We start from the raw sequence: 13,093 nt of genomic DNA, 5'->3' as shown, positions 1-13,093 counted from the left end.
GGCTACTCAATATCTAAGGCAAGGCCAACACTGTGGATTGTTTTAATTACCGGCTCATCAAATGGTTTGTCAATCGACTTGCGCAACTGATAAACATGAGAGCGCAAAGCATCCGAATCTGTAGGTTCATCGCCCCATATCTTGTCACTGATCTCACTGCGACTCAGCGGCCTTGGGTGGTGCTCCATAAGAAGTTGTAGAATCTTAAATGGGATTGGTTGTAAAACAATAGGTTGACCTGCACGACTGACCTGTTGAGTCTGTAAATTGAGACTGATTAACTTTTTGTCTTCACCCAGCTTAAGCGTCCGTTCGCTGTGCAACATATGCCGCTTGGCAAGCGCTAAGCACCTTACTAAAAGCTCTTCTAATGCAAAAGGCTTGGTTAGGTAATCATCCGCGCCACAAGAAAACCCAACTAACTTATCATCCAAGGCATCTCTAGCTGTCAGCATGATAATTGGTATATGTCGATTTGCCTGCGCTCGGAGCAACTTACATACGGCTAACCCATCCATTTTAGGCAACATAATGTCTAGAATAATACAGTCATAGTAATGATTCAGCGCTAAATCAACGCCTTGCTCACCATCATAAGCAAAGTCCATTATCATACCAAACGGCTCAAAATACTCTGCAATATTACTGCTTATCTCTTGATTATCTTCAATAACTAATATTTTAAACTGTAACTCCGTTTCAGCATTGGGTGCTTTAGACTGAGACACTGCGCGCTCCGTGGTTATGTGTTTTGGCACAGCTTAACATGGCAAATCGTGAAACGATTGTGAAATAAAGGCAGAAACGAAGTGACATAGGAGCACGCATTTGTAATCTGTTGAGGGCATATTACAAAATTATGCTCAGGTGAAGTACTACAAGTTTGGCTAAAGAGTGAGCAACTTGCTTGCTCACCCGCGATACAAAGCACGACTAATGAATTTATTTATTTTTATTCTTATTTTTATAGAGCTTATGCGCTCTTTCCTCCCTCATAACCTAGGGTTTATTACGTTAACTTTCCTTTATTTAATAGAGTTTGGCTGAAAAACTTAGATAGCCATTTCAACAAGCTGGGCCTAGGATCCAATTGGACTTCCAGATTAAAGCTGTACCCTTTTTTGTAATGTGTTCTGATTACTTCACCCTCGAACTTATGCTTTGAAATACTACGACGAAGTTCCGACACAGCGCGATTAATCGCGTTGTTATCGACAAACTCTTGTTGCCAGATTTCTCGACACAATTCATCACGGCTGATAACGCGATCTCTGTGCTGAATAAAGTAAACTAACAGGTCATAGATCAAAGGTTCAACTTTTACCCTTTCACCACAAAATGTTAACGAACGTTTCCTTTTATTCAGTGCATAATGACCAAATACCGCAAAGGTAAAGTCAGTATTTTCTTTATCACTTAAACTCATGATCAACAATATACTTCCTTTATATATGACTTTAAAAGCAGGTATATTTTATCGTCCATACAGCCAATTTGGAACGAATTTAAGCGTAAATTCACATGACTTTTGTTAATAGCAATATATGACTAAATTGCCCATAAAAGAGACAAAAAACCTTAACAGTAAACCACAAGTAAACAGTATTTATACATAAAATACACATAAGCGAATAAAAATCCTACGCTTCATTTTAATAGATCACTCTTTATTTAGGTAAACATGACAGTGTTTAATTTAGGCCTTTTTCATGCACTTTAGTAAATTTCATGATGTCATAATTTTTTAATATTTTTGCGGGTGTGGACCAGCAAAACTGGCCCAACCTTTCTTTAAAGAGACGCAATGAAAGATTTAATTTGTTGGTTTTTTGGGTACAATTTAGCACTTTTATTTAGTACCTCTATCGCCCTGTCTCGTTGGTTTAACCGCACGTAAGCTTTCGCTAAAGTTAACTCCATTACCGGATGAGAAGTTTTGGTCAGAATATAAGATAAAAATCGAGCACTGGCATCCACTTGGAATTCTGTTTCAGCATGCCTAATTTGGAGTACACTCATCATAGCCAGCATGTTTAAATCATATTCCTGAGTAGAAGACTCATAATTTTTCTTGGCAAGCTCTGGATTTCGCAAGAACAATTCATAAAGTTTAACACTGGCATCATCTTGGTACTCTTTTCGCGGCAGTGTTTCGATACCCAGCTTTGCTACCACCGCTCTGGCGGTGTCGACTGTCGAAAATGGATTTTGACCGGTGATCAAGTTCCCATCGATCGTCACTTGATTGAGCATTAGGCCATCTTTTTCAAAACGAGCACCTCGTTCAATCAACTTATCCTCTAACAAAAACGCAAATTTATCTCGCCACTTTTTGCCAAATGCAGACTCTTCTTGGTTCGTGAAACCATTGACACGTTTGCCATCAACTAAATAATTTCCGTCACTTAACTTTACATCTACCAATGCAGCTGGACCATGGCACACCGCACCAACAACTCCCTTACTTTCATATACTTCAGCTATGATCTCCTGTAATGGTTGATGTTGGTATAGATCAAACATAGGACCTTTTCCACCAACAACAAAAACACCATCAAATTCACTGGCATCAATGCTGTTTAGGGTAAGTGTATTTTTAAGTGCTTTCATCGCCTGAGGGTCTTGCAAAAACGCTTGGTTATACTGCACGGTTTTTTCATATTGATCTGCAACAGGTTCTCCACCAGCAGGTGACGCCAAAGTCACTTCAATGCCGTGGCGGTTGAACACATGGTATGCTTTGCTCAACTCACCAAATTCATAGCCGGGCTGAATGAGTTTTTGTTGGTTATCTAACTTTCCATAGCTGCTTAACACCATCAAAACTTGAGGTGCTTCTTTGCCGATTGATGCGGTACTTACTAAAGCCGCGCAGGTTAGGGTAAGTAGCTTGTTCATAACATCTTCCTCTTGGTTGGGACCTCAAAGATACAAAGTTAGATGTGAAAGTGATGTGAAGTTTCTCGCAATGATACACAGGACATAAATTACATTTTTTCAACTAATAAGGCATGACCTATGAGCGCTAGGTAAACTGAAAATCTAGTTGTAGAATGAGAAAAGAAGACAAAAAGTATAAGAAAATTGGTTAATTAACTCCCCGAGATTACTTTACTTTTAATGTACTAAATTAAAATGGCAATTATTCAATGAAAAAAATAGGCGGAACTTTTAGAACAGCTGAAATTCCCTCGCAACTTTGGGATATATATCAAGCGGTTTATTTTTCGCCTTTTAATGCGGCGCACCACTATCTAAATGGCGCAATCATCAGCTTGTGGAATCCGCATGGAACACCTATGAATATGCAACAAAATAACTTTTTAGCGAAGAAACATATTTCACTAATTTCCCGACAAAATAAATCACTAAAATACTTATATGGCGGCAATGCAGACATGTCCTACAGAGAGTTGAGCGTCTCAATCGATGCTTCTTTAGCTAGGGCCCAAAAAATAGCCCTAAGGTGCCGCCAAAATGCTTTTTACTATGTACAGCAAGGCCAAATCACTTTATATAACAGCACTCAACTAGAACAACATTGCCAACTGAGTACACACTTTTTCTCGCGATTATGTCGTCCAACTTTACCTCAAAGTAATGGCGCAATTTGCCGTTAAACCACCTAGTAAACATCAAAGCTACATCATCACCTACGCGACCAATTGTGCATTTAACTCTTTTTGTCATAGGCGTGCCTTTACCCCCCTCGAACCAGAAACGGCGGTGCGCTTCGCAAAGTAGGCGAAGAGTCATGTCAGCGACGACGTCTTTCACCCATTACGGCTGGTGAAAGTATCTTTGTATCGCTGACTGATACGCCATTGCTAGCTTTTGTTTTGTGTTGCTATTTTTATTCGACTAACCATGGCCACGAGGACAAGTTATCACTACTAAAATACAAGCATTTTGATTCAGAATAATAAAATGACAAACCTTTCGTTAAATTGAAATAAGTATTGATACATCACTAAATGGCACTCCACAGTAGACCCGCGTTCAAAAGTGGCTTTTAAAGCCAATTACACAAATTATTGACTAAACTTAAGTGTAAATTGACAGCCATTTTTGCCTATGCAACTAAAAACTCGACTACCTCTTGTGCTGGCAATTGCAGCACTTTTGCCTATGCTAGTGATTTTTTTCATCGCCATGCTACATAGTGCAAAACAGGCTGAGGAAATGAGTATTCGCGCAGCACAATCAGAAGTGCTCAATGCCGCAGCTATTTTTGATAACTACTTTTCTCTTCGCAAATCTGAAGTTGCGACACTAGCCCGTCACACAGCGCTCCGATCGATGCAATTTTCGGATATTAAACCCATTTTATTGAGCGAAAAGCTCGCTCATCAAGACACATATGAGAAGTTTATTCTAGGCAGAACAGACGGCAGTTTTCACAACACGGAGGGCGGTAACCCTCATCAAAACATGCTCAGAACATTTGATGATAAAAACCCAAGTGCAAAACCCAAAACCATTGCCAAAAGAGATTATTGGCAATACACCATAAGTAATAACATAGAGCAATCGGCAAGAGTATACGTTTCTGAACCAATGATCTCCTATACAACCGGCGTAACTCAAGTTGTTGTTGCTGCATCTATTATTGATCCCGATAACCAAGTAGTCGGGTTACTTGGTGGCAGTATTCCTTGGATCGAAGTGGAACGCCTCGTGGCGCGTGCCAAAGCACATGTTTTGCAACAATTTGGAGAGCAAGCTAAATTCATGCTGGTTTCCAGCATGGGCACTTATATGTATCACTGGACCAAAGCAAAGAACATTCAATATAAACATGTAGATGGCCGCCATGTACTCAATGAAATAGGTGAAAAGGCCAGTACAGTATATCAAATCACGAGGGAGCGAGACCCCAAACTCAGAGACATTGGCGTTAAAATGATCGCGGGCTTTGAAGGGTATGGTCGATTTTACCTAGACGATAAATCCACTGCGTTTGCATTTTTTGCCCCTATCAAATCTGCAAATTATAGCCTTGCAGTCGTGCTGCCAGAGCAAGTCGTTTTTTCTTCGGTTTATGCCTTACAGGGTAAGTTACTTTGGATATTGGTTGTCGCAACCTTTGTCACTATGGGCATTGCTTGGTGGATTGCCTACCGCCTATATTACCCTATATCTAAACTCACCAACGCCGCGCAATCGCTCGCGCAAGGCCAGTATGATATTCACCTCAAGCCAAAAGGGAACGACGAAATTTCAGAACTGAGCCGCACGTTCGAGTCGATGCGCGATATGATTTCCAAACGTGAAAGTGATTTAGAGTATCGCGTTGAGAAACGGACTCAAGCGCTGGTCAAAGCTAAGCACCTAGCCGAGTTGGCAGCTTCAGCCAAAAGTCGTTTTCTAGCAAATATGAGTCATGAAATCCGCACACCCATGAACGGCATTTTAGGCACCATTCAATTACTTGAACAAGAACAAAACTTTAACAAAGAGCAGAAGCACTTGCTTAAGCTAGCAAGCATTTCAGGAAGTAACCTATTAACACTCATAAATGACATCCTTGATATATCGAAGCTAGAGCAAGGACAAATTAGGTTGTATGAAGAACCATTCAATTTACAGACAGCCGTTGACCACCTCATGCAATTGACACAGTCCAAAGTGGATTGTAAGCCCATTACAATGAGCAGCTACATTGACACTGATGTTCCCACCGAGTTAGTCAGTGACAAGCATCGCCTACAGCAAGTGCTACTAAATTTACTCAATAATGCCTATAAATTTACCGCTGAAGGCAAGATCACCTTACACATACGGGTGTACAAAGCAAACCCGCACTTTCTGCAATTTACCGTCAGCGATACGGGGGTTGGGATAGGTCAAGACAAGCAGACAAAGATTTTTGACCCGTTTTGTCAAGAGGATGACAGCACCACAAAACGTTTTGGCGGCACGGGACTTGGATTAAGTATCTGCAAACAATTGGTTTCACTCGCTGGTGGCGAAATAACGTGTGAATCGATTCACGGCAAAGGCGCTACTTTTTACTTTAATTGGCCATTTGCGCCATGCTGCCTGATCAATCAATCCAATGAAAAACCACGTAGTACACAGCTAGCTGGACATATCTTGTTGGCCGAAGACAATGCCATTAACCAAGTTGTGATCTGTACAATGCTTGAAAAACTGGGATTAAGTGTCGAACTTGCTACCGACGGTAGGCAAGTCTTAGAAAAAGTTGCCCAGTCGAATTTTGACTTAATTCTAATGGATATTCACATGCCCAACATGGATGGCATACAGGCAACCAAAAGGCTGAGACTTCAGCCTGAGTGTTACAAGCTCATCATCATTGCGATCACAGCAAACGTCTTTTTGGAAGATATCGCTACTTACTACAGCTCAGGTATGGACGACTTCATTGGCAAGCCTGTTGAAATAGCCAAATTAGAGTCGGTATTGAGCAAGTGGCTACGAGTAAAAGACAGCTAACCACACCGTCTCTTCATCAGGCTGCGTCCAACTGACTTTGTGCTTACAGTGCGCAGGAATATTAATATGTTCTCCTGCAAGTAGCCTTACAACTTGGCCATTTTCAAAAGTGAGTTCCCCCGCCCCTTTAAGCACCATCACCCACTCATGCTGCGCTTGATCATACCACCCTTCATCTGGTGAAGTGTGACCTCTTGAAACAATTCGTTCAATTTTTACATCATCATTTCCTGCAATAACTTCAAAAAACTCGTCATTTAAATTGACCGGAATTGCTTGCAATAGGTTGTGTTTATCTAGATGCATTAAAAGCCTCATGTGCAGCACGAATCGTGTATCTAGTCAGTAGGAGTGCGCATTGAAAAGTTTGGTGGAGCTAGGCGGGATCGAACCGCCGACCTCTTGCATGCCATGCAAGCGCTCTCCCAGCTGAGCTATAGCCCCAAAAAACACATTGATTTTATTATACCTTTTAGATTTGTAAAGTCGTTTTTGCTGGTTTTTAGAACAAGTGGTAGCGATCCTGCTCGTCAATTCAACGGGTAACTTTTCAGCATTACCTTATCGCTACACACTTATGGGGTTTGGAGCATAGCTCATACCTTAATTAGCGAGTTGCTTTAATGCGCTCTCTAAAGAAGCTTCGATCTCATCATTGGTTAGCTTTGCAGCTTCAACATCAAAATTATCAAAGAAGCTCGGAACAGATAGGCTAGCTTTTACATCAGCTGCGAAGTATGGTGCAGAATTCACCGCCGCACCCAGTACACTTTGTGCGCCACCTGGGCCTGGAGAAGTTGCCATCAATAGCATTGGCGTGTTCTGATAAACTTTCATATCAATACGAGAAGTCCAGTCAAAGATATTTTTATACGCCGCAGTATAAGATCCGTTATGCTCAGCAAACGAAATAAGAATGACATCAGCGGCTCCTATTTTGTCGTAAAATCTCTGCGCTTGATCTGGAATACCACTTTCACTTTCACGATCTGAACTGTAGATAGGCATTTCAAAATCGTTTAAGTCTAGAACTTCTATCTCCGCGTTTTCAATTTTTGATGCAGCATATTTTACCAACTGCTGGTTTATTGATTGACGACTGTTGCTTGCTGCAAATGCGAGTACTTTCATGATGCTCTCCAAATGTTCGGGTAATTAAGTCTATTTAGTGTCTCTCGACTTGATGACAAACAGTGTAGATTAAGTTTTAATAAACATTAATAGGGCAATTATAAAGTAACTATTTCCATATGAGTTATAATCTATTTGAAGGCATACAGGTCTTTGTTAAAGTCGTACAATGTAATAACTTCGCGTTAGCCGCTGAACAACTTGGACACTCCCCATCTCATGTCAGTAAGGTGATCAATCGCTTAGAAGCTAGGTTGGGCTTAAGATTACTTAATCGAACAACACGTACCTTGGCTTTGACGCCAGATGGCGAAGTTTATTTTCAACACTGCCAGCAATTGATCAATGATGCTCAGCAAACCCTTCAATTGCTGACTCATAGAGATGATAAGCCCAAAGGGGTACTTAAAATAAGTTGTCCCGTCGCTTTTAGCCTTGATTACTTACGCCCAGCAGTTGCGCAATACCTCCGCAAATACCCTAATGTCACAATTGAATGGGACATCAGTGATCGCTCAGTCGATGTTGTCGGGGATGGCTACGATTTAGCAATTCGGGCAACCGCCCAGCTTGAAGAATCGAGTTTAATCTGTAAGCGTATCTATCAGTGCCGAACACTGGTCGTTGCAAGTCCACAGTATATTGAGCAATACGGTAGGCCTTATCACCCGCGTGAACTCGCTAAGCATCACTGTATCTGCTATAGCAATTTAAAAAACCCTGAACGGTGGGAGTTCTCAGATCCACAAGGCAAATCATTTACTGTCGATGTGCGCAAGCGTATAAACTGCAACAATGGTCGAATGCAAGCCGCAATGGCCATTGATGGGCTAGGCATTACTAGGCTTCCCGAGTTTTACCTCTGCGACGCATTAAATAGCAAAGAACTAGAGATCTTATTTGAGGAGTATCTACAAAAGCCAGTTTACGTCTATGTTGTGTACCCTAGTCGAAGGCACCTGTCTCCTAAAGTACGATACTTTATCGACATGCTCAGTGAACACTTAGAACAATATTAACTTTAGTGTTTCAGCGTCGCACCGTAGCGAGCATATATTGCTGAGATTTCATCGTGCTGCAGCATTTGTGCTAACGCTTTATTGAGCTGCAATTGGAGTAAGGTCAAGCTGGGTTGCAATCTGATGTATACGGGTAATGTACTTATCTCATAAACGACTTCGAAGTTTTTATAGGCATTTACAGTACTTCTGTAGTAGTCAGCGGTCGTGTCGCCTAACATGACATAATCTACTCTTTTATAGAGTAGTTGTGACAGCAGCTCTTTTTCTGAAATATTGTCGTATATTAGGATTTTATCTCGTCCAAAGTGCTGTTCAAAATCACCGTAACGATAGCCACGAACGCGACCAATCACCTTACCGTATAGCTGAGCAGGATTTGTCACAGTGACATTACTCTGTCGCCCCAATATCACCTCAGTTGAACTGGCGTAAGCATTTGTATATATCCCAGGTATACCTCTTTGTAATCGCCAACTAGGGTGTACGCCCGGCTCAATATCAATTTTGCCTTCGTCGAACAACTTTTGACCTTTGGCAACAGACCAAGGTACAAGCTCGAAGGTATGTCCGGTTAACTCACCGAGTCGCTTAAAAAGATCTTTGAAGATCCCACTTTGCTCATTGTTAGCAATAAAATTATAAGGTGGGTTTGCCCCGTGATACACCAATACTGTATAGGTTTCAGCTCGTGCGAAAAAACCCCATAGAATCACGATTAAGCTAAGTATATGACGCATAATGTCCTCATCTTGACGCCTTCTTCCTCAACTTAGCATAAAATTTACACTTTTAAATAAAAACGTTATTTTTTGAGCAAGTAACCCGCAGTTTAAACACAAAACCGTAATGGTAAGAAAAGTCGCAACAGAAGAAATGAAACATTAATCCAATTAACTGAATATTTGGACTATTTAATACACATAAATTTCAATTCTTAAATTTTTTCTTCATTTTTTTGACTTTAATCATAAATATTATATTCATTAACTCGTTTAATAATAGTGTGCAACGCGAGACAAATGTCACGCAGTCCGAACTTGTGAAGGAAATAGCACGATGAGGACGCAATCGCACAAAAAATTTTATTAATCGAGCCAACTAGGCTCTCATTCTTCAGAAAAGGAAAAAACTATGAAAACTGGCGTATTATTCTCACTGATTGCTACTGCTGCCATTGCTAACGTTTCAGCTCAAGAGCTGCCTTCTCAAGACGGTTACGCAAGTGTTCAAGAAGTGTTGGAATATGGTCGTAAGTATCAGTCTATTAAGGCGCATTTAAAAGATGTAGGCTATCGATTCCATAGCTGCAATCAGCAGGTGATTTATTACTTTGTGACTCCAATGCAAGCTGAATATCTTTATGCACAAGCAGAATGCACTTACTCAACGCCAAGTGGTGGTAACTTCTCACTACAAACGGACTATGCGACAGTGAAAATTGACGTAAACTTTAATCAAGAACATGGCGTTTACCGAGAGGGCAATGTAACAGTGAACTACATGACTGTTTACTAAACGCCTTTAGGCACAGTCAGTATCGACACCGGTTAAGAATACTAAGCTGTGTCTAAGCTCTCCCGAAATTGGAGCATCAATGATGCTCCTGTTAAATTTCAGTCTCTTACACAAAGAATTGCAATCCACATGCTCGTGAACGCTTGCAATCATAATTTGAAATGCAATTTTTAAATTATTATTCTCTCAGAAAACCGCCTAATAACCCCATCACGCTTTGGTAATTATGGATTGCGCATTGAATTTTCAACCAAAATCACTTTTCAAATATATGGATATAGCCGTCAAGATCAGGCACCAAAACTTTGAGATTACTTACGGCCGGGGACGCATATACGCCGCCATGAACAAAACCTGAAATTTGGTTCGGTTGATATTCCCAAACAATGTCACCGGACTCAGTATCAACAGCTAAAAAGCCTCGTTTTGTGATATACCAGCCTGGCTCATCATGACCGGTTGAACCAATATATACGTGTTTTTTGTGGACCACAGGCTGACCCCAACTCCAACCTGGTGTCGCCGTTTGCCAAAGGATTTCACCGCTTTGAGTCGTCATTTTGAATAACAGCTTGGCGTCTGAGCTGCCAATATAGAAGTAATCGTTTTCTTTGCCTGCCACAGCGCTAGACTCAACCCAAGAACCTCCGGGGAGCGCTTTTTTCCATATTATGCTTCCGTTTAATGGCGCAAAACCATATAAATATGTGTCTCTTGAGCCAACGACTAAAACATCTCCAATAATCATGGGGCTTGATGGAATTGCACCTTGGGTCTGATACTGCCAAACCACCTCACCAGTATGTTTATCGAGTGCGTATACAGTCCCTTCCCAAGTAGTGACATATACGAGCCCTTGATAAAGTGAGGCAGTAGATCGGATTTTACCATCAGCTTTAAACTTCCAACGCAATGTTCCCGAGCGTTTCACAAAAGCATAGAAATGGCCATCAGCGCTACCAACATAAACGTTATTTCGATCTGATATTGGGCTTGATTTAGTGTAATCAAATTCCCAGGGCGCATGATTTGCTGGCAACACGCGTACATAGTCACCATCGTTTAAATCAGCCTGCCAAATCTGCTTTCCCGTCCAACGGTTGAGCGCATACAAGCAACCGTCATCACTGGTAAAATACACCCGATATTGATCGATTAATGGCTTTGAACGAACTTTGTCTCCAGTCGAAAATGACCAACGCAGTTTAGCTCTGTCGATATCAAGCGAGTATAACTTACCATTATCACTACCAAAATATGCAAGATGGCCCCTGAGGGATACACCACCCCAATTCTCACTGCCAGTTTGAAAGCTGTATAAGTAGTCGCCACTTTTGGCAATGAGTTGAAAGGACATGACAAATAAAAAAGCTGCCATGAGGTGAAAATGTAAAGATGTTTGTCGTTGCATTGTGTGCTCCTTATTAGAATAAAAGGCACACTAAACACAAACGCAAAATATGTCCTGAATCAATTCTAAAACAATCTTAAAAATCATTAAACTTATGATTTATTTGATTTTAAAATATATTTATCGATCATTTCATTAAACCGCTTGTCTTTTTTTAACGATGAGAAATGGGGGTCTGCGCCTACCCACATAAAGGCATATTGTCCGGCTAAGCGGGACTGCTCCAAATAATGTAGTGCCAGCTGATTATCCCCGATCGCGACTGCATATCGCGCCAGTGACATCGGGGCTGAGTAATGGCCAACATCTGCTCTTCGCGTGTCTTGGTAAAGCAACCACTGATAAACTCCCTCCATGCCATGATCGTTAAATTGATGACGTACAGCATTGAGTTCCTCCTCACTATATCCCTCATAATTCATGACCCACATAAGCTCATTGAGCGCCAACTCGTGCTCACCTAATTGCTCATAAATCGCTCTCAAACACACGTGGTAAAAACGATTACTATCCGAATAGGGCCTTAGCTTCTCAAGCGCTGTATGTGCTTGTTCAAACTCTGAACTCATCATATATACCCAAGCAACGCTCTCACTTGAAAAGCCATTTGGGTCAAGAGACTGATATATTTTGATATGTTTCAAAGCTTCTTGAACTTTGCCTTGCGCCAGCAAATACTGGCCGTACATATGATGTCCTTCACTACTGGGTAAAGACTTGTGGAAGTAAGACTCTGCGTTCGCAACATCCATACCACCCATAAAAACCAATTTAGCAAACAGTAAATTTGCAGCCTTGTGCTTCGGCTGCGCCTTTAGGATGCGCTGTAAAATCGATTCTAGCTGTAATTTGTCACGAGCATAATTGCTCTCTTGTGGGTTGAGGCGCATAAACTGTGCTTTTGCAAGCCAATACAAGGGCTCAATCAAATCTGGGCTATCGACGCTTACGTTTTGTAATAAACCTATTGCCGTATCTAACTCTGTAGGATGGTTGTTAATGATATAACGTGCTTGATTGTATGGCTCGACCAGATGTTCGGGGATCTGCTCTGAGACAGGTGCTCTGGGCAGTTGCCAAAATAATATTAATGCGACGACCAACAGACCAAACACTGCTTTTAATAAGTAGCTATCCAGTACGGAAGGAAGCGCTTCAACAATTGGCGGTCCAACCCAACGATAGCCCACCCCTGAAATAGTTTTGATATATTTAGGGGATTTAGCATCATCTCCTAGGAGCTTTCGCAACCCGTTTACGGCGACATATATAGCATCTTCGCTGACTACACGTTGACCCCATACTTCTGTGAGAATTTGAGTTTTACTCACATCTTGATGTTTAAACTTCAAAAGTAGCACCAATAAGGCATATTGCTTTGAGTCAAGCTCAACCACTTTTATGCCATTTTCTAGGCTTAACTGCCGATGATTAATTACCCACTGTCCTTTATTGGTTGTCTTCAGCATAATTCCTACCTGAGAATAATGATTTATCGTTATTTAATTTAAAAATTTCTAGGATGAAATATCGCCAATAGCATAATGGACTTGAA

At 41.1% G+C, this 13,093-nt stretch carries 12 protein-coding genes and 1 tRNA gene; 4 read left to right on the top strand and 9 right to left on the bottom strand.

All coding sequences use genetic code 11. The features are described 5' to 3' along the window. Positions 1-2: 2 nt before the first annotated feature. From N480_RS11425 to N480_RS11415, 3 genes are all read right to left on the bottom strand, one after another. Positions 3-728 carry a response regulator transcription factor gene (locus tag N480_RS11425; RefSeq protein WP_063372635.1) on the bottom strand — a complete coding sequence of 242 codons (726 nt, stop codon included), beginning with the start codon at positions 726-728 and terminating at the stop codon, positions 3-5. Positions 729-1,009: 281 nt separating this feature from the next. Further along, on the bottom strand, positions 1,010-1,426 hold the full coding sequence (locus N480_RS11420; RefSeq protein ID WP_063372634.1) for a winged helix-turn-helix domain-containing protein: 417 nt from the start codon (positions 1,424-1,426) through the stop codon (positions 1,010-1,012). Between the two features lie 365 nt (positions 1,427-1,791). Further along, positions 1,792-2,898 (bottom strand): type 1 glutamine amidotransferase domain-containing protein, encoded by a 1,107-nt coding sequence (locus tag N480_RS11415; protein WP_063372633.1) that lies wholly within the window; start codon positions 2,896-2,898, stop codon positions 1,792-1,794. 251 nt (positions 2,899-3,149) lie between these two features. Between N480_RS11415 and N480_RS11410 the strand changes: the two genes are divergently transcribed. Both N480_RS11410 and N480_RS11405 read left to right on the top strand, forming a co-directional pair. Further along, positions 3,150-3,620, top strand: a complete 471-nt coding sequence (locus tag N480_RS11410; protein ID WP_063372632.1) for a hypothetical protein — start codon at positions 3,150-3,152, stop codon at positions 3,618-3,620. Between the two features lie 454 nt (positions 3,621-4,074). Next, complete coding sequence (locus N480_RS11405) at positions 4,075-6,459, top strand: hybrid sensor histidine kinase/response regulator (RefSeq protein ID WP_063372631.1); 2,385 nt, start codon at positions 4,075-4,077, stop codon at positions 6,457-6,459. Here the strand turns inward: N480_RS11405 and N480_RS11400 are convergent. From N480_RS11400 to N480_RS11390, 3 genes are all read right to left on the bottom strand, one after another. Beyond that, positions 6,439-6,765, bottom strand: a complete 327-nt coding sequence (locus tag N480_RS11400; protein WP_063372630.1) for a cupin domain-containing protein — start codon at positions 6,763-6,765, stop codon at positions 6,439-6,441. The two genes, N480_RS11405 and N480_RS11400, sit on opposite strands and share 21 nt — an antisense overlap. Positions 6,766-6,827: 62 nt before the next feature. Continuing rightward, positions 6,828-6,903 (bottom strand) — tRNA-Ala (locus N480_RS11395). A 159-nt stretch (positions 6,904-7,062) separates the two neighbouring features. Next, on the bottom strand, positions 7,063-7,590 hold the full coding sequence (locus N480_RS11390; protein WP_063372629.1) for an NADPH-dependent FMN reductase: 528 nt from the start codon (positions 7,588-7,590) through the stop codon (positions 7,063-7,065). Positions 7,591-7,709: 119 nt separating this feature from the next. Between N480_RS11390 and N480_RS11385 the strand changes: the two genes are divergently transcribed. Continuing rightward, the gene (locus N480_RS11385) at positions 7,710-8,609 is read left to right on the top strand and encodes a LysR family transcriptional regulator (protein ID WP_063372628.1); all 900 of its coding nucleotides are present in this window, start codon (positions 7,710-7,712) and stop codon (positions 8,607-8,609) included. Positions 8,610-8,611: 2 nt separating this feature from the next. On the opposite strand, the gene N480_RS11380 is transcribed toward N480_RS11385, so the two are convergent. Beyond that, entirely contained in the window at positions 8,612-9,349 is a 738-nt protein-coding gene (locus N480_RS11380; RefSeq protein ID WP_196761486.1) for a substrate-binding periplasmic protein, read from the bottom strand. A gap of 394 nt (positions 9,350-9,743) precedes the next feature. On the opposite strand from N480_RS11380, the gene N480_RS11375 reads away from it, so the two are divergent. Further along, positions 9,744-10,127 (top strand): hypothetical protein, encoded by a 384-nt coding sequence (locus N480_RS11375; protein WP_063372627.1) that lies wholly within the window; start codon positions 9,744-9,746, stop codon positions 10,125-10,127. Positions 10,128-10,383: 256 nt separating this feature from the next. Here the strand turns inward: N480_RS11375 and N480_RS11370 are convergent, their stop codons facing one another. Beyond that, entirely contained in the window at positions 10,384-11,538 is a 1,155-nt protein-coding gene (locus tag N480_RS11370; protein ID WP_063372626.1) for a PQQ-binding-like beta-propeller repeat protein, read from the bottom strand. Between the two features lie 92 nt (positions 11,539-11,630). Next, complete coding sequence (locus N480_RS11365) at positions 11,631-13,007, bottom strand: winged helix-turn-helix domain-containing protein (RefSeq protein WP_063372625.1); 1,377 nt, start codon at positions 13,005-13,007, stop codon at positions 11,631-11,633. Positions 13,008-13,093: the final 86 nt, after the last annotated feature.

Source organism: Pseudoalteromonas luteoviolacea S2607 (assembly GCF_001625575.1).
Lineage (GTDB): Bacteria > Pseudomonadota > Gammaproteobacteria > Enterobacterales > Alteromonadaceae > Pseudoalteromonas > Pseudoalteromonas luteoviolacea_E.
This window is presented reverse-complemented; position numbering and strand designations above follow the sequence as displayed.